Annotated in this window: 19 protein-coding genes; 6 read left to right on the top strand and 13 right to left on the bottom strand. The window is 62.7% G+C overall.

Annotated features, from left to right (window positions below; all coding sequences use genetic code 11):
• The first annotated feature begins 17 nt into the window (after positions 1 to 17).
• A complete protein-coding gene (gene plsY / locus ACIQWO_RS24105; protein ID WP_402829591.1) occupies positions 18 to 626 on the top strand; it encodes a glycerol-3-phosphate 1-O-acyltransferase PlsY in 609 nt (202 codons plus the stop codon).
• Positions 627 to 722: 96 nt separating this feature from the next.
• Here plsY and ACIQWO_RS24100 read toward each other — a convergent pair whose 3' ends face one another.
• Entirely contained in the window at positions 723 to 1,208 is a 486-nt protein-coding gene (locus tag ACIQWO_RS24100; protein ID WP_402829589.1) for a YajQ family cyclic di-GMP-binding protein, read from the bottom strand.
• A gap of 221 nt (positions 1,209 to 1,429) precedes the next feature.
• On the opposite strand from ACIQWO_RS24100, the gene murB reads away from it, so the two are divergent.
• Positions 1,430 to 2,455, top strand: coding sequence for a UDP-N-acetylmuramate dehydrogenase (gene murB / locus ACIQWO_RS24095; RefSeq protein WP_402829587.1), 1,026 nt, complete (start codon positions 1,430 to 1,432; stop codon positions 2,453 to 2,455).
• On the opposite strand, the gene ACIQWO_RS24090 is transcribed toward murB, so the two are convergent.
• From ACIQWO_RS24090 to argF, 3 genes are all read right to left on the bottom strand, one after another.
• Positions 2,445 to 3,497 carry a patatin-like phospholipase family protein gene (locus ACIQWO_RS24090; protein WP_402829668.1) on the bottom strand — a complete coding sequence of 351 codons (1,053 nt, stop codon included), beginning with the start codon at positions 3,495 to 3,497 and terminating at the stop codon, positions 2,445 to 2,447. The two genes, murB and ACIQWO_RS24090, sit on opposite strands and share 11 nt — an antisense overlap.
• Positions 3,498 to 3,857: 360 nt before the next feature.
• Entirely contained in the window at positions 3,858 to 4,181 is a 324-nt protein-coding gene (locus ACIQWO_RS24085; protein WP_039400939.1) for a pyrimidine/purine nucleoside phosphorylase, read from the bottom strand.
• Positions 4,182 to 4,566: 385 nt separating this feature from the next.
• Positions 4,567 to 5,493, bottom strand: a complete 927-nt coding sequence (gene argF, locus ACIQWO_RS24080; protein WP_402829584.1) for an ornithine carbamoyltransferase — start codon at positions 5,491 to 5,493, stop codon at positions 4,567 to 4,569.
• A 294-nt stretch (positions 5,494 to 5,787) separates the two neighbouring features.
• Between argF and ACIQWO_RS24075 the strand changes: the two genes are divergently transcribed.
• A complete protein-coding gene (locus ACIQWO_RS24075) occupies positions 5,788 to 6,102 on the top strand; it encodes a DUF3579 domain-containing protein (protein ID WP_039400937.1) in 315 nt (104 codons plus the stop codon).
• A 288-nt stretch (positions 6,103 to 6,390) separates the two neighbouring features.
• On the opposite strand, the gene rpsT is transcribed toward ACIQWO_RS24075, so the two are convergent.
• A complete protein-coding gene (rpsT, locus tag ACIQWO_RS24070) occupies positions 6,391 to 6,663 on the bottom strand; it encodes a 30S ribosomal protein S20 (RefSeq protein WP_010807144.1) in 273 nt (90 codons plus the stop codon).
• A gap of 179 nt (positions 6,664 to 6,842) precedes the next feature.
• On the opposite strand from rpsT, the gene murJ reads away from it, so the two are divergent.
• Positions 6,843 to 8,396, top strand: coding sequence for a murein biosynthesis integral membrane protein MurJ (gene murJ, locus ACIQWO_RS24065; protein WP_402829582.1), 1,554 nt, complete (start codon positions 6,843 to 6,845; stop codon positions 8,394 to 8,396).
• A gap of 50 nt (positions 8,397 to 8,446) precedes the next feature.
• A complete protein-coding gene (locus ACIQWO_RS24060; RefSeq protein ID WP_039400930.1) occupies positions 8,447 to 9,313 on the top strand; it encodes a SirB1 family protein in 867 nt (288 codons plus the stop codon).
• Between the two features lie 96 nt (positions 9,314 to 9,409).
• On the opposite strand, the gene ACIQWO_RS24055 is transcribed toward ACIQWO_RS24060, so the two are convergent.
• From ACIQWO_RS24055 to ACIQWO_RS24020, 8 genes are all read right to left on the bottom strand, one after another.
• A complete protein-coding gene (locus ACIQWO_RS24055) occupies positions 9,410 to 9,904 on the bottom strand; it encodes a DUF962 domain-containing protein (RefSeq protein ID WP_402829579.1) in 495 nt (164 codons plus the stop codon).
• A 201-nt stretch (positions 9,905 to 10,105) separates the two neighbouring features.
• A complete protein-coding gene (locus tag ACIQWO_RS24050; RefSeq protein ID WP_402829577.1) occupies positions 10,106 to 10,864 on the bottom strand; it encodes an SDR family NAD(P)-dependent oxidoreductase in 759 nt (252 codons plus the stop codon).
• Positions 10,865 to 11,016: 152 nt separating this feature from the next.
• Positions 11,017 to 11,682, bottom strand: coding sequence for an adenylate kinase (gene adk / locus ACIQWO_RS24045; RefSeq protein WP_402829575.1), 666 nt, complete (start codon positions 11,680 to 11,682; stop codon positions 11,017 to 11,019).
• Between the two features lie 261 nt (positions 11,683 to 11,943).
• Positions 11,944 to 12,759 carry a 3-deoxy-manno-octulosonate cytidylyltransferase gene (gene kdsB / locus ACIQWO_RS24040; RefSeq protein WP_402829666.1) on the bottom strand — a complete coding sequence of 272 codons (816 nt, stop codon included), beginning with the start codon at positions 12,757 to 12,759 and terminating at the stop codon, positions 11,944 to 11,946.
• A gap of 11 nt (positions 12,760 to 12,770) precedes the next feature.
• Entirely contained in the window at positions 12,771 to 12,977 is a 207-nt protein-coding gene (locus ACIQWO_RS24035) for a Trm112 family protein (protein WP_039400921.1), read from the bottom strand.
• Entirely contained in the window at positions 12,958 to 14,034 is a 1,077-nt protein-coding gene (gene lpxK, locus ACIQWO_RS24030) for a tetraacyldisaccharide 4'-kinase (protein WP_402829573.1), read from the bottom strand. The genes ACIQWO_RS24035 and lpxK overlap by 20 nt, the downstream gene beginning before the upstream one ends.
• The gene (locus ACIQWO_RS24025; RefSeq protein ID WP_046292971.1) at positions 14,031 to 14,492 is read right to left on the bottom strand and encodes a biopolymer transporter ExbD; all 462 of its coding nucleotides are present in this window, start codon (positions 14,490 to 14,492) and stop codon (positions 14,031 to 14,033) included. The genes lpxK and ACIQWO_RS24025 overlap by 4 nt, the downstream gene beginning before the upstream one ends.
• A gap of 15 nt (positions 14,493 to 14,507) precedes the next feature.
• Entirely contained in the window at positions 14,508 to 15,122 is a 615-nt protein-coding gene (locus ACIQWO_RS24020; protein ID WP_150737689.1) for a MotA/TolQ/ExbB proton channel family protein, read from the bottom strand.
• A 447-nt stretch (positions 15,123 to 15,569) separates the two neighbouring features.
• On the opposite strand from ACIQWO_RS24020, the gene xseA reads away from it, so the two are divergent.
• Entirely contained in the window at positions 15,570 to 16,943 is a 1,374-nt protein-coding gene (gene xseA, locus ACIQWO_RS24015) for an exodeoxyribonuclease VII large subunit (protein WP_402829569.1), read from the top strand.
• Positions 16,944 to 17,057 lie beyond the last annotated feature (114 nt).

Genomic DNA, 17,057 nt, shown 5'->3' with positions numbered 1-17,057 from the left:
CCTCACGTCAGAAGTTCATGGCCACACTGGTTTTTATCGTTCTCGCGTATCTGATCGGCTCAGTGCCGTTTGCGGTGATCGTCAGCCGCACGATGGGCCTCGCGGACCCACGCAGTTACGGCTCGGGCAACCCGGGCGCCACGAACGTGCTGCGTTCGGGCAACAAGAAGGCCGCCATCCTGACGTTGATCGGCGACGCACTCAAGGGTTGGCTCGCGGTTTATCTGGCGGAACGCTTCGCCGACGCTTGGGGGGTGGGCGATTTCGGACTGGCGGCGGTGGCGCTGGCCGTGTTCCTTGGCCATTTGTACCCGGTGTTCCTGCGCTTTGCCGGTGGCAAGGGCGTGGCGACGGCCGCAGGCGTGCTGTTTGCCATCAGCCCGATTCTGGGACTGGCGGTGATGGCGACGTGGCTGATCATCGCGATCTTTTTCCGATATTCGTCGCTCGCCGCGCTGGTCGCTGCTGTGTTTGCGCCCCTTTACTACGTCTTCATGTACGGCTTCGGGCCGTACTCACCGGCGGTGATCGTCATGGCGATCCTGCTGATCTATCGCCATCGCGCGAACATCGGCAAGCTGATCGCAGGCAAGGAAAGCCGCATCGGGCAGAAGAAGGCGAAGTAAAGCTCAGGGCGACGAATTCACCGTCCGCCCAATAAAAAACCCGCAGCGAGTCTGCGGGTTTTTTGTGTCTGCCGTTCCGGCTGACCAACGTAACGCTTAGTCGCGGAAGTTGTTGAAGTCGAGCGGCGTGTCGGTGACATCCTTGCGCAGCAGCGCCATCGCGCTTTGCAGGTCGTCGCGCTTGGCACCCGCGATGCGAACGCTGTCGCCCTGAATGCTCGCCTGCACCTTCATCTTGCTGTCCTTGATGATGCGCACGATCTTCTTGGCCAGGTCGCCTTCGACGCCCTTCTTGACCTTCACGACCTGCTTGACCTTGTCTCCGCTGACTTTTTCGACCTTGCCGTAGTCGAGAAAACGCACGTCGACGTTACGCTTGGCCATCTTGGCGATGAGCACCTGCGTGACCTGATCGAGCTTGAAGTTGTCGTCGGCGAAGAGCGTGAGTTCTTGCTCCTTGTGCTCGACGCGCGAGTCCGATCCCTTGAAGTCGAAGCGCGTCGAGATTTCCTTGTTGGCCTGCTCGATGGCGTTCTTGACCTCTACCATGTTGGCTTCGCTAACCACGTCAAACGATGGCATCTGGCTCTCCTGAATTCCTAAGGGTTCGTGAAATGGCACGCAGGGCGTGCCGTGTAAGTCTGGCGGGCGGCGGGTGCGGCCTGCGCGCGCGGCGCCGTCGGCAGCCTCGGTATAATGATGCGCAAAATTCTTTCGCCCGACATTGTAATTCAGCCGTCGGTCCCGCGTCCCCCTCCAGACGCTGTCCGGCACGGCGACACCCACTGGCCTGCCCATATTCCATGCTTCAGTTGCAACGCGACGTCAGCCTGCGCGAATTCAATACCTTCGGTCTGCCCGCCACCGCCCGCTATGTCGTGACCGTCGACAGCGAAGCGGCGCTGCTCGACGCGCTCGCATTGCCCGAACTGGCAGGACTGCCGCGTCTTGTGCTCGGCGGCGGCAGCAACCTCGTGCTCACGCGCGACTTCGACGGCGTGGTGTTGCGTATGGCCATTCGCCACCGCGAGCGTCTTGCGGACAATCCCGCAGATCCGTTCGCGCGCTATGTGCGCGGCGGCGCGGGCGAAGTCTGGCACGATTTCGTCGACTGGACGCTCTCGCAAGACTGTCCCGGCCTGGAAAACCTGGCGCTGATTCCCGGCACGCTGGGGGCCGCACCGATCCAGAACATCGGCGCCTACGGGCTGGAACTCGCCGAGCGCTTCCATGAAGTACGTGCACTCGACACGACGGCCGGGGCGTTCGTCACACTCTCGCGCGACGATTGCGCTTTCGGCTATCGGGATTCGCTGTTCAAACGCGAACCGGGTCGCTACATCATCGTAGCCGTGACGCTGCGCCTGCCGCAGCCCTGGCAGGCTGTGACAGGGTATGCCGACGTGTCGCGCACACTGGCCGACGCCGGTATAGCAGAACCCGATGCGCGCCAGATTTTCGATGCGGTCGTCGACATTCGCCGCCGCAAGCTGCCTGATCCCGCGCAACTCGGCAACGCCGGAAGCTTCTTCAAGAATCCCGTCGTGGACGCCGCCACGTTTGAGGCGCTTCGCGCGCGTTTCCCGCAGGCGGTCGGCTATGCGCAGCCCGACGGTTCGTGGAAGGTCGCCGCCGGTTGGTTGATCGACCAGTGCGGCTGGCGCGGCAAGACCGTCGGAAACGCGGGCGTGCACGAGCGTCAGGCGTTGGTGCTCGTCAATCGCGGCGGGGCTACGGGGGCCGATATCGTCGCGCTGGCCCGCGCCGTGCAGGCCAGCGTTCAGGAACGCTTCGGCGTCTCGCTCGACCCCGAACCGCTCATGCTTTGATGGCGGTGGCGTCCGGCAGACGTTGCAGATAATCGCGCTTCAGATCCACCGTGGAGCGCACGCCGACGTCGTCGAAATGCGCCGCCAGCCAACGCTCTGCGGCCTCGCGGCCCCGATCGCGCAGCGTCGTGAGGAAGTGCCAGTCCGTGACGAATTTCGTCGACGAGGACAAGTCGTATAGCTCCTTGTCCGCGCGAATCGAGTGGATCAGCGGGTACTTCAGACGATCGCGAAACTCCGGCTTCAGCCATCCCTCGTCGAGCAGCTTGTGCACGAACGAGATCGCCCGGAATTCGCGTTGTAGCGACGCGTTGAACGTGATCTCGTTCACGCGGTTCATGATCTGTCCCGGCAGCACCGGCTTTTCTTTGCGCTCGATCGGGTTGATGTGCACGATCAGGATGTCGCTCGTGACTGTCTCGTAATAGAACGGGTAGAGCGGCGGATTGCCGAGATAGCCCCCGTCCCAGAAAAAGTCCTCGTCGATCTTCACCGGTTTGAACAGCCACGGCAGACAGGCGGACGCCATCGCCACGTCGAGCGTGATCTCGTGCGTGCGGAAGATGCGGATGTTGCCGGTGCGGATGTTCGTCGCGGAGACGAACAGACGCGTCGCGGTGCTCTCGCGCAGACGCTCGAAATCGACTTGCGCTTCGAGCACGGTGCGCAGCGGATTGATCTCGGCCGGCGGTTGCGCGAACGGCATCATCCATTGCTGCATGCTCTGCATCCAGTCGTGCCAGACGGGGTACTCGGTCGGACGCCCGTTGAGCCAGCTAAAGACGGTTTGCGCCCACGCGGTGGCCGACGAACCGGCTTGCGAAACACCCAGCCAGAAGCTGTGCAACGCCTCACGAGCCTTCTCACGCGGATCGACATTGGGACGGTCGAGCAGACCGTGCGCTAGCACCACGGCGTTCATCGTGCCCGCGGACGCGCCACTGATGCCTTCGAATTCCAGGCGTCCGTCTTCCAGCAGCTTGTCGAGCACACCCCACGTGTACGCACCGTGCGCGCCACCGCCTTGCAGGCCGAGGTCGATGCCTTTGCGTCCTCCGTTGTTGCGTCGTGCGCGGGAGGCTTTTGCTTTCGCGCTAGCACGGTGGCCGTCAGGGGGGAGCAACGGGACGTCCGTCGGTTCGAGGTCCGGGTCGTCGGGCGGCGTGTGTAACGCTTCTGCCGACGTCAGAGGTGACGCTGCGGACGTATCGAGCGCGGATGGGGGCGTGTTGGGAGCGTGCGCGTCAGACGATTCAGGCACATCGGACGCTTGGCCGGCAGCGTGGTCGGCCGATTCGGGAGGCAGTCGCGACATAGTGGGAAGCGGCGCCGGGCCGCGCTGAACCGGCCGAGAGGGCGATGACGCGGGAGACCCCGCGCCGTCGCGATGCTGGCCGGACGGTTAGCCGTAGTGGCAAACGTAATCGAGCGTCTCGACGACCTCGATATCGAACTTGCTATTGCCCGGCACGGAGAACTCCTGACCGGCAGCGTACTCTTGCCACTCGGTCTGACCTGCCAGGCGGATGCGGCAGCGGCCGCCCGTGACTTCCATGATCTCAGGCGCATCGGTACCGAACTGGAGCGTGGCCGGGAAAATCACACCCAGCGTCTTGCGCGTGCCGTCCGGGAACAGGACGGTGTGCGAAACGCACTTGCCGTCGAAGTACGTGTTGGCGCGCTTGATTACGGAAACGTTGTCGAACTGAGTTGCGATTTGCGTCATGACCGAATGCTGTGTCAAATGCGAGCGAATGCCGCGATGGAGAGTCAATATGCCGGACCGATCAGGGCCAGGCGTGAATTCATGCTAGCACGTTTCGAGCGTCCACCCGGCTGCATTTTGTGCAATGCACAACGAAATTGCACCGATGTGGTGCGGGACGGTGCAAATTCCGAAACGCTGTGATGGGCGGGGTGGCTGTGCCGTACTGCGATGAAGCGCGGCATCACGAGAATGGCTGACGGCGCGCGTCAGCGATGATAGCGGAACGTTAATCGCGGTGGGGTAACGAAAACCGCCCGGACGGCATGGCGCCAGTCCGGGCGGTGTGGCCGGGCAGACTGCCCCGGCTGACCTGCATTCGATGCGTCGTGTGCGCGCAGAGGCGTCAGACGCGGCCCAGCATCAGGAACTCCATGAGCGCCTTCTGCACGTGCAGACGGTTCTCGGCTTCGTCCCAGACGACGCTTTGTGCGCCGTCGATGACATCTGCCGACACTTCTTCGCCACGGTGGGCAGGCAGGCAGTGCATGAAGAGGGCGTCGGACTTCGCGCGTTGCATCAGGTCGGCGTTCACGCACCATTGAGCGAACGCGGCCTTGCGTGCTTCGTTTTCTGCTTCGTAACCCATGCTCGTCCAGACGTCGGTCGACACGAGATCGGCCCCTTCGCAGGCGGCGCGCGGATCGTCGAACTCACGCACGAACGGGCGGCTCGAGTCGGACACCATTGCCTGATCGAGGCGGTAGCCCGGCGGCGTCGAGATATTGAACTGGAAGCCGAAGATCTCGGCGGCCTGAATCCACGTGTAGGACATGTTGTTGGCGTCGCCGATCCACGTGACCGTCTTGCCCTTGATCGGGCCGCGATGCTCGTAGTACGTGAAGATGTCCGCCAGCACCTGACACGGGTGGTATTCGTTGGTCAGGCCATTGATGACTGGCACGCGCGAATGTTGGGCGAAGCGCTCGATGATCTCCTGACCGAACGTGCGGATCATGATGATGTCGGTCATGCGCGAGATCACCTGGGCGGCGTCTTCGATCGGCTCGCCGCGACCGAGCTGCGTGTCGCGGGTGTTCAGAAATACGGCGTGACCGCCCAACTGGTGAATACCGGCCTCGAACGACAGACGCGTGCGGGTCGAGCTCTTCTCGAAAATCATCGCCAGCGTGCGGTCGTGCAGCGGGTGGTAGGTCTCGTAGTTTTTGAATTTCTTCTTGAGGATGCGGGTGCGCTCGAGCACGTAGTCATACTCGTCGAGCGAAAGATCCGAAAACTGGAGGTAATGCTTGATGGGTTTGGCGGTGGTCATTTGGATGTTCTGCTGGAGGCCGATCCCGCGTGCGTTCACCGCAGAATTACCGGGAACTCGAACGCGTTCGGCGCGACGAACAAACCCTAGTCTACCAAATCGTTTTGTCGTCACACGAAAAGCGTATGATCGAGCCCGCTGCTGCACAGCCAAAATCGGCTGGCAAGACCGAAAAAAACATCCGCAGCAATGGTGGGGGACAGGTTCCAGTCTTATATAAGATATAATACTGGCTCTGTCGGCCACGCTACCCGCGTACGGCTGGCCAGGTGTTTTTTGAGGTGATTGAGCGATATGACCGACCAGGTTTCCGCGCGCGAGTATTTCATTCAGGGGCTGACTCTGGATGGCAAGAAGTTTCGTCCGAGTGACTGGGCGGAGCGTCTGTGCGGCGCCGTGTCGTTCTGCGGCCGAAGCAATTCTGGCCCGAACGCATACATGCAGTACTCCCCCTATGTGCGTCCGACGATGGTGGGTGACGTCAAGTGCGTCGTTGTCGATGAGCGACTGCGCGATATCGAACCGAGAATGTTCGATTTCGTGATGAGTTTTGCGCGTGACAACGGGTTGCAAATGACCGAAGCCTGCTTCGTTCCCGACGTCAAATAAATCCCCCTTGGCCGTTGTCGGCCAGACGTGAGTGCCGGGCCTTCGGCCCTACTCACCGTCGCTTCGTCACATCTCCGCCGTTTCTGGCACATTCCCTTCCCGGTTGTCTCCGCGGTGCTCAATGCACTCGGCAGAATTGCGTGTTTTGTATGGCGTAACGAGGGGAATGAGAGAGAAGGGAGGCAGAATAGAAAAAAGCCCGCATGAAGCGGGCTTTTTAGTGTCCCGACCGTAGTCGGAACCGGCAAGCAACTTGTAGTGCTTTGCAGCTAAGCGGGGATACCCAGCTTAGGCAGCTGCCGACATCGCCTTGATGGCGGCCGACAGGCGGCTCTTTTGACGAGCAGCGGTGTTCTTGTGAACGATCTTCTTGTCAGCGATGATGTCGATCGTCTTTGCCGAAGTGCGCAGCACTTCCTTGGCAGCGGCTTGGTCGCCGGTGGCGATTGCCTTGCGAACAGCCTTCACAGCCGTGCGCAGACGCGAACGCAGCGCCGAGTTGTGGGCGTTGATCTTAACGGTTTGACGCGCGCGCTTGCGTGCTTGTGCGGTATTTGCCATGTTCAGTGAATTCCTTGAATTGCTCCGCCTAATGCGGCTTCTGTGCAGTTTGGCTCCGCTCCCTGGGAGACACGGTGGCCAGGAAGCAATCCATTGACTTCGAAACCGACGATTATAGCCGAAGCCCAACGGAAATTGCAACTTCTTTGCTGCAATGCTGTGCGTATAATACGCGCAACATGAATTTGCTCAAAGCTCTCGCTACGGTCAGCGGTTTTACGATGCTTTCGCGCATCACCGGCCTGATTCGTGAAATTCTTATCGCACGCATGTTTGGCGCCGGTCCCATGACCGACGCCTACAACGTGGCGTTCCGTATTCCCAATCTGCTGCGCCGCCTGTCCGCTGAAGGGGCGTTTTCGCAGGCATTCGTCCCAATTCTGGCCGAATTCAAATCGCAACGTAGCGAAGAAGAGACGAAAACACTCGTCGATTCCGTCACAACGGTGCTTTTCTGGGTGCTCCTGTCCATCACGATTGCCGGGGTGCTCGGCGCGTCAGGCGTGGTCTACGCCGTGGCGACGGGCCTGTCGCGTGAAAACGGCACGTTCGACGCCGCCGTCTTCATGACGCGCGTGATGTTCCCCTATATCACCCTGATCTCGATCACGACGCTTGCCGCAGGCGTGCTCAACACGTGGCGTCAGTTCTCGATGCCCGCATTTGCGCCGGTGCTGCTCAACGTCAGCTCGATCGTGGCATCGCTTTGGGTGGCGCCGCATCTGGAGACACCGGTCTACGCGCTCGCGTATGCCGTGATCGTGGGCGGCGTGCTGCAACTGGTCATTCAACTCCCGGCACTCGCCCGCATCGGCATGTTGCCCCGCATCACGATCAATGTTGCGGCGGCGCTTCGCAATGCGGGCGTCAAGCGGGTGCTCGCGAAGATGGTGCCGGCCACGCTGGCGGTGTCCGTCGCTCAGGTCAGCCTGATCATCAATACGAACATTGCGTCGCGACTGGCGCAGGGCAGTGTGTCGTGGCTGGCCTACGCGGACCGTCTAATGGAATTTCCGACAGCGTTGCTGGGCGTGGCGCTGGGCACGATTCTGCTGCCGAGTCTGGCGCGCGCGCATGCCGACGACGATCCCGCCGAGTATTCCGCATTGCTGGACTGGGGGCTGCGTCTGACCTTCCTGCTGGCCATGCCCAGCGCCGTTGGTCTGTTCGTCTATGCCGAGCCACTCACCGCGACCCTTTATCAGTACGGACGCTTCGATGCGACCGACGTCGTGATGACAGCGCACGCGCTCACCGCCTACGGCGTCGGGCTCGTCGGGCTGATCCTGATCAAGATTCTCGCGCCGGGCTTCTACGCCAAGCAGGACATCAAGACGCCGGTGAAGATTGCCATCGTGGTACTGATTGCCACGCAGCTCTCGAACGTGCTTTTCGTGCGTTGGTTCGCCCATGCCGGGCTGTCGCTGTCGATCGGCGTTGGCGCATGCATGAACGCCGCGCTGCTTTTCGCCGGGCTCTACAAGCGCGGCATTTACCGGCCTGCGGCGGGGTGGCGTCTGTTCTTCGTCCAGTTGTTGGCGGCGTGTCTGATCCTGGCGGGCGTGCTGCTTTGGTTCACGCAGAGCTTCGACTGGGTGGCGCTGGGGGCGCGTCCGCTGGCGCGCATTGCCTTGCTCGGGGCGAGTCTGGTGCTATGCGCCGTGGTGTATTTCGGGGCATTATTCCTCATGGGTTTCAACTTCTCGTTCTTCCGTCGGCGCACCCGTTCGTGATCCTGGTGATCCATTAGCGGGCCGGTCGCGGCGGAACTCACGGATACCGCATGGCGAATCGAATTCTGGAGTATTTTGCTGCGCTGGTTGCGTCCGACGACGGCCTGCCGTTGACCGAAGCGGCCATCGCCATCGCGCAGGACGTCTATCCCGATCTCGACGTGCAGGACACGCTCACCCAGATCGATGCGCTGGCCGCACGCCTGGCCAAGCGTCTGCCGCCGGACGCCGGGCCGTTGCAAAAGCTGCAACTGCTCGATCATTTCTTCTTCCGCGAACTCGGTTTCACCGTCAATCAGAACGACTATTACGATCCGGATAACAGCCACCTGCATGTGGTGCTGGATCGCCGTCGCGGCATTCCGATTTCGCTCGCCGTGCTGTGCATGGAGATCGGTCATCAGATCGGGCTGCCATTGCGGGGCCTCTCGTTCCCGGGGCACTTTCTGCTGCGTCTCGCGGTGCCTGCCGGGGATGTCGTCATCGACCCCATTTCGGGCAATTCGCTTTCGCCGCAACGCTTGCTCGAAATGGTCGAGCCGTATCTGAAACACTATCGCGACGAAAGCGCCGAGCCGATTCAGGAGCTGGCGTTGTGGGCGTTGCTGCACCCGTTCCTGGAGCCCGCGACGCCGCGCGAGATTCTGGCGCGCATGCTTCGCAACCTGCGGGCCATCTATACGCAGAACGAGCGGTGGGAGCGGCTGCTGGCGGTGCAGGAGCGTATGGTGCTCGTGCTACCCGACCAGCCCATCGAAAAGCGGGATCGCGGGCTGGCGTATGCGCGTTTGGGGCTGGTGCGTCCGGCGCAGGACGACCTGGAGTGGTATCTCGGTAAGCGTCCCGAAGCGGACGACGCCGATGCGATTCGTCAGGTGCTCGACGACCTGAGCCGCCGTCCGGGCAGTCACGGGTAAGTTTCGCCCCTACAGCGTCACCCATAAAAAACGCCAGCCGCATTCACCGGCTGGCGTTTTGACGTCGGGCGCAGGCCCGTGGACGTCTTGCATCGGTTACACCGACTGCATCGACAGCTCCTGCACTTCGCGCTTGAGCCCCGGCTTGTAACCGAAATGGAAGAACACTTCGGCCATGAGGAACATCGGGGCGATAAAAATCTGGAAGATGTTATCGAGCAGGGCAGGCTTGCGGCCCTCGTAATGGTGGCCGATCAGTTGCACGATCCAGCCGCCGACGAACAGCACACCGAAAACGGCGAGCGCCCACGGCCATGGCAGTCTCGCCAGATGTTGCGTGATCGCTAGCAGCACGGCGAAGAACGCCGTCATGGCAAGCGCGAGCGGGACATCGAGCAGGAAGTAGTACATCAGCAAGACCAGCACGATCACGTGCGTCGCGTTCAGGCCGCTGGGGCCGAGCGGCACCCACGAGAACGCCTGCATCACCGCGAGGATGATCATGGGAACGCCGAAGAAATGCGTGAGACGGTTCTTGGGACTGCGGTGATAGCGCTGATAGAACGACATCTGTTGCGCCAGAGATTTCATGCCAGCCTCCTGCCTCGGGGGACGACGGGGAGAACATCTGAGCACCGGTTGGAGCATGAAAACCGGCGTCTTGAGCCGACCGCAATCTGCGTCCGGCATTCCATTGTAGTCATAGTCCGAACGACTTTTTGCTGCACTGCGACAAAATGTCTGCAGCGCGCCGTTCGTGCCGTTCCCTACGTGTTATCAACCGCTGATGCGCTATTTCGGCTGCATGCGAATCGCGCCGTCCAGACGAATCACTTCGCCGTTCAGCATCGGGTTGCGCACGATCTGTTCGACCAGCATCGCGTATTCGGCAGGCCGACCGAGACGCGACGGAAACGGCACCATCTGACCGAGCGATGCCTGCACTTCGGCGGGCATGGCGAGCATCATCGGTGTTTCGAAAATGCCCGGCGCGATGGTCATCACGCGAATACCGCTGCGCGAGAGATCCCGTGCGACCGGCAGCGTCAGGCTGGCCACGCCGCCTTTCGATGCCGCGTAAGCGGCTTGTCCCATCTGTCCATCGTACGCGGCGACCGACGCCGTATTGACGATCACGCCGCGCTCGCCTTCACCGTTCGGCTCACCCTGACTCATCGCGGTGGCTGCGAGGCGAATCATGTTGAAGGTGCCGATCAGATTGATCTGAATGACGCGCGAAAAGGCGTCGAGCGGATGGGGGCCGTCGCGCCCGACCGTCTTGCTGCCGATGGCGATGCCCGCGCAGTTGACGAGCCCGCGCAACGTGCCGAGTGCCTGCGCGGCGGCCACAGCGGCCTTGCCGTCGTCTTCCCGGGTGACGTCGCATTTCACGAACTTGCCCCCGAGCTTCTCGGCGAGCGCTTCGCCTTCGTCGACATTCACATCGGCGAGTACGACCTTCGCGCCAAGACCCACAAGCCAGCGCGCAGCCGCCGCGCCCAGCCCTGAGGCGCCACCGGTGATCAGAAACACATTGCCCTGAATTTCCATGCGTCATCCTCCATTGGCAAAAAAGGCGGCACAGTCTGAACTGGCCGCCTTCTTCTGTGGCGTTACTGACGAGGCATCACCCCTTGCCGGACCGCGCGCGTTGCGAACAACACGGAATCGCGGGGCGGCATCGACCGATGGTCCCGGTCGCCTTACTTCAGTGCGTCGAACGCGCGCGCGCGGATTTCATCCACGCTGCCCTGGCCCGAGATCTTGCGGTACTGCGGTGCGTCGACGATCGCGCCCGGGCTGCCGTGCTTGGCCCAATCCGAATAGTAGGCGACCAGCGGCTTGGTCTGCGACTCATACACTGCGAGGCGCTTCTTGACCGTTTCTTCCTTGTCGTCGTCGCGCTGGACGAGCGGCTCGCCGGTCACGTCGTCGACGCCTTCGACCTTCGGCGGGTTGAACTTGACGTGGTACGTGCGGCCCGATGCCGGGTGCGTACGACGGCCGCTCATGCGGGTGATGATTTCATCGAACGGCACGTCGATTTCGAGGACGAAATCGATGGCGACGCCAGCTTCCTTCATGGCTTCCGCTTGCGCGATGGTGCGCGGGAAACCGTCGAACAGATAACCGTTCTTGCAATCGTCGGCCGTCAGACGTTCCTTGACCATGCCGATGATGACGCCGTCCGGCACCAGATCGCCTGCATCCATGAAGCGCTTGGCTTCAAGGCCGAGTTGCGTGCCTTCCTTGATCGCGGCGCGCAGCATGTCGCCGGTCGAGATTTGCGGGATGCCGAATTTTTCTTTGATGAAAGTGGCTTGGGTGCCTTTGCCGGCCCCGGGTGCCCCCAACAAAATCAGACGCATCGATGACTCCTGAAAGTTTGTGATTTGTGAATGCTGTGCGTGCGGCAGGCAGGTGCGTCTCCGGTGCTCTGCGGCGGTTGCGGGTCCTGTGACCGGCGAACCGCGCTGCGCGCAGACATCGCGCCCGGCAGTGCGCGACGCGCGCGACCGGGGGGTCTGCTCGCGAGAATCAGAGCGATTATGCCACGTCATGCCCGCCCGGCGGCGTTTTGCAGACGGCCCGGTGTCGCGTCGGTGCGATTTCCGGGACGCGCGACGCCGTCAGTTTTTCAGCAATGCGCGCACGCGTTCGAGGTCTTCTGCCGTGTCGACGCCCGGCAGCGGCGCGTCGTCCGTCACGAGTACGGCGATACGCTCGCCGTGCCACAGCGCACGCAACTGCTCCAGCGATTCCGCCGTCTCGATGGGGGCTTGCGGCAAACTCGGGTAGCTGCGCAGGAACTTGGCGCGATAGGCGTACAAGCCGATGTGACGAAAGACCGGCGTCGTGGCGGCGGGTAACGTGGCGACGCTCGCGAGTCCGGCAGACCACGCATCGCGCGACCACGGAATCGGCGCACGCGAGAAATAGAGCGCGCGGCCATGCGCATCGAGCACGACCTTGACGACGTTCGGAGAGAAGATCTCCGCGTTGTCGGTAATCGGATGCGCGGCGGTCGACAGCGCGCATTCGGGGTGTTCGGCCAGATGGGTTGCGACGGCGTGCACCAGACGCGGATCGATCAGCGGCTCGTCGCCCTGTACGTTGACGACAATGGTGTCGTCCGGCCAGCCCTGCGCCACGGCGACCTCGGCCAGACGGTCGGTGCCCGTCGGGTGGTCCGCGCGGGTCAGGACCACGTCGAAACCGTGCGCGGACACCGCATCGACAACGCTCTGTGCGTCGGTCGCCACGACAACCTGACGCGCGCCCGATTCGCGCGCACGTTCGGCGACGCGCACGACCATCGGCTTGCCGCCGATATCGGCGAGCGGCTTATTGGGCAGGCGCGTCGACGCCAGGCGCGCAGGCACTACGGCGACAAAGTCCGTAGTGGTACCGGTGGCTGCAGCGCCCCCCTGGGTGCCGGGGCGCAACGTCGTATCGCTCACGATGCGGACTTGTCGTCGTTCATCGGAACGGGCGTGCCTTCGACGGACTGACGCGCTTCGTCGGCCAGCATGACGGGAATGCCGTCACGAATCGGATAAGCGAGCTTGTCTGCATGGCAAATCAGCTCCTGGGCTTTTTTATCCAGCTCCAGCGGGCCCTTGCACAACGGGCAGACGAGAATCTCAAACAGTCGGTTGTCCACGCAATTTCTCCACTACCAGTGATACGAGGCGCGCATCGAGCGCTGCCTCGGCAGGTACGGCCCACACACGCGGGTCGGACCAGGTGACGCATTTTACTGCATCCTTTTCGGTGATCAGGATGGCGTCCGCGGCCACGCCGTCGAACGGATTCGTTGCAAAGTCGTAATGATCGGGCAACGCCAGCGTCTCGATCTGCAACCCCGCCGCGCGCAACGCCGCAAAGAACCGCTCCGGTGCCCCGATGCCCGCGGCTGCCAGCACGCGCTTGCCCGCAAAGTGAGACAGCGCGCGGGTGAGCGACGGCTGGCTGACGCACCACGCGTCGCCCAACGTCAACGTCAGGCGCCACGTATGAGGCCAATCCGGCAGCGTTCGGCCATACGGATCGTTGATGAGGTTCACGTCCCGTTGTCGCGACAACGGTTCGCGCAGCGGCCCCGCCGGGAGCAGGAAGCCATTGCCATCGAGGCGATGATCGAAGACGGCGATTTCGACGTCGCGTACAAGGGCGTAATGCTGAAGACCATCGTCACAGACGACGACGTCGCATTCGGGATGCGCTGCGAGTAACGCCCGTCCGCCTTCCACGCGCGACGGCCAGACCCACACGGGCGCGCCAGTCCGTTTCGCGATCAGCAGCGGTTCGTCGCCAACGTCTTCAGGACGTGCCGTCTGCACGACTTCCGTCGGCCGGGTCAGCTTCGCCCCGTAACCTCGCGAAAGCACACCGGGTGTGTAGCCGTGTTCACGCAACGCGCCGACCAGTGCGATGACGGTCGGCGTTTTACCGGTGCCACCTACCGTCAGATTGCCGACCACGACGACCGGGACCGGGAGCCGTGTCGACGGTTTCCAGCCACGGCGAAAACGCATGCGCCGCCACGCGGCAATGCCGCCGAAGACCCACGAGAACGGCCACAGCAGCCAGGCGGCAAGCCCCCGGCGTTGCCACTGCGCCGTGACCCAATGGACCAGCGAGCCCGACAGACGCGGCACGAGGGCGCGTGCGCGCGCACCCTTCTCGGTGTCCGGCTGTCGCGGCGTTTGTCGTGTCATCGGGACGGTTGCGCAGGTGCGCCGTGCGCCGTCGTCGAACGGGCGGCGAAGGTCAGACGCGACAACCCGGCCTCACGCGCGGCTTCCATCACATTGATGACGGACTGATGCGCGCTCTTGGCGTCGGCGTTGATGATGATCACCGGCGGCTCCGCGCCGGTATTGGCGGGGCCAGCCGCCTGACGCAGCGCGGCCGTCAGACTGGCAACGTCGCGTTGGGCCAGCGCATGCCGGTCGATCGCGTAACTGCCGTCGGCACCTACCGAAACGACAATCTGACGCGGCGGCACGACCGCTTTTTCCGCGTCCGCTGTGGGCAGATTGACCTTGAGCGCGGTGTAGCGCGTGTAGGTCGTCGTGACCATCAGAAAGATCAGGATGACGAGCAGCACGTCGATGAGCGGGATCAGATTGATCTCCGGCTCGTCGCGCGTGGAGAGACCTCGACGGAAATTCATCGCATGTCTCTCGAATCAGTGCCGCGGCAGCGTGGCATCGAGGAAATGGACCGCCTGGGTTTCGAGTTCGACGAGGAAGGCGTCGACGCGGGTGCGGTAGTAGCGATAGAAGATCATCGCCGGAATCGCGATCATCAGCCCGAAGCCGGTGTTGTAGAGCGCAACGGAGATGCCGTGCGCCAGTTGGGCCGGATCGGTGCCCGTTGCGTCCTGCGCACCGAAGATCTCGATCATGCCGATCACCGTGCCGAACAGACCCATGAGCGGTGCGACCGAGGCGATGGTGCCCAGCGCAGGCAGAAAGCGCTCCAGTTCGTGGGCGACGGCACGTCCCGTTTCCTCCAGCGCCTCTTTTGCGCCTTCGCGCGGGCCCTGCGGATTGTGGGCGACGTAGCGCACGCCGGTCGCGAGCACACGACCCAACATGGAACCGCGCGCCAGTGCTTCGGTGGCGTCTTGCTTGGCAGCGCCACGGCGCGCGAGCGTGATCGCGTTTTCGAGTACGCCGGTCGGCAGCACGCGTGCGCGGCGAAGCGACAGGGCGCGCTCGACGATCAGGGCGAGAGCAATGATGGATGCGATGAGAAGTGGCCAGATGGGCCAGCCGGCGGCCTGGATGACGGCGAACAAAGAGACCTCTTGCTTGTTGCGGGGGATGGGCAAACGAGTCCGAACTGTAGCGTGCAGGGGGGGGATGGGCAAGCACCGTTTTCCACACCTGACGAGCACAAGGATGTGGACAACCTTTGGATACTCTCAGCAACTCTTTGACGCGGTGGAACTTTTTAGTTCGTGATGAAAAAATGAGCAATGAGCGGTTTCAGAAATGAACACCTCCGCAAGCTCACAAGTCCCAAGATTTCCTCGTCAGCCTGTGGATAACTATGTGTACATGTCGGCCTCTGAAGATATATCTTGTCGTGTGTCACGCAAACATGCCTTTTTACGCCGTGGAAGCCCCCCGCAAAGCCCGATAAATCAAGGGTTTGCGCCCGGCGTGTAGGAATTGTCGGGCATCCCGGCGCGAAAACCCTTAAATTAGCGGGCCTGTGGACAGTTTTTCGTCAGCGCACACGCATGAATCTATCTTTCGACGACGCCCGGCCCACCGGTGGTGCGGATCGCGTACTCAGTGTTTCGGATTTGAACAAGGCCGTTGCCGGCGTGCTGGAGCGGAGTTTCCCGTTGGCCTGGGTCAGCGGCGAGATTTCCAACTTCACGCGCGCCGCCAGCGGCCATTGGTATTTCTCGATCAAGGACGCACAGGCGCAAATGCGTTGCGTGATGTTCCGCGGTCGCGCGCAGCATGCGGATTTTTCACCGAAGGAGGGCGATCGCGTCGAGGTTCGCGCCTTGCTTTCCATGTATGTGCCGCGCGGTGAGGTGCAACTCAACGTCGAAGCGATCCGGCGCGCGGGGCAGGGCAATCTCTATGAGGCGTTCCTGCGGCTGAAGGAAAAACTCGCCGCTGCCGGGCTGTTCGATGCCGGACGCAAGCGTGAATTGCCGCGTTATGCCCGTCGCGTGGGCGTTGTCACGTCGTTGCAGGCGGCCGCGTTGCGTGACGTGCTGACAACGCTCGCGCGTCGCGCCCCGCATGTGAGCGTCGTCATTTATCCCGCGCCCGTACAGGGGGCGGACGCCGCCACAAAGCTCGCGGCGGCGCTCGACACGGCCAATGCGCGCCGCGAAGTCGACACCCTGCTGTTGTGCCGGGGCGGTGGCTCCATCGAGGATCTCTGGGCGTTCAACGAAGAAGTGCTGGCGCACGCCATCGCGCGCAGCGAACTGCCGGTGGTCTCCGGCGTCGGGCACGAAACCGATTTCACGATTGCCGACTTCGTGGCGGACGTGCGTGCGCCCACGCCCACGGCGGCGGCCGAGCTGATTTCAGCGGCGCGCGACGAGTGTCTGCGCGAGGTTGACCGGGAGCGTCAGCGCCTGAGCCGTGCAATGCGTCGCACGCTGGAGCAGCGCGCCCAGCAACTCGACAGCCTGTCGCGTGCGATGGTCTCGCCGCGTGAGCGTCTGGCGCGCCAGCGCGGGGAACTGGCGCATCTGGCCGATCGCATGCGCCACGCCCTCGAACGTCCGCTGGCCCAGCGTCGCAGCCGATTCGAGATGTTGCGTCTGTGCCATGCGCGGGCTGTGCCGGATGTCGCGACGCAACATGAGCGCGTGGCATTGCTCGAACAGCGTCTTCAGACGGCCATGTCGCGCCGTGCCGAGCGCTCGACGCAGCGTCTGACCGACGCCGCCGCACAACTCGAACTGCTCAACCCGCGCCGCACCCTGCAACGCGGATACGCCGCAGTCCTCGATGCGAAGGGTCAACCGCTGCGGGACCCTCGAAAACTCCAGCGTGGTCAGCAAGTGACCATGCACCTTGCAGACGGGGCGGCCGACGTGGGCATTGGTGATGTCCAGGTCAGGCTAGACGATACTTTTTAGTCGGCACGGTTCGGCAAAGCTGGCGAATCGCAGGCATCGTGCGTCGATTAGCCGGGATCGGCAAACAATCGTCACATTGATAAGGCAGAGTGCGGCAAACCAAGTACCCGTTGG

The sequence above is a fragment of the Pandoraea sp. NPDC090278 genome, from assembly GCF_044772185.1.
In the GTDB taxonomy this organism is placed as follows: domain Bacteria; phylum Pseudomonadota; class Gammaproteobacteria; order Burkholderiales; family Burkholderiaceae; genus Pandoraea.
This window is presented reverse-complemented; position numbering and strand designations above follow the sequence as displayed.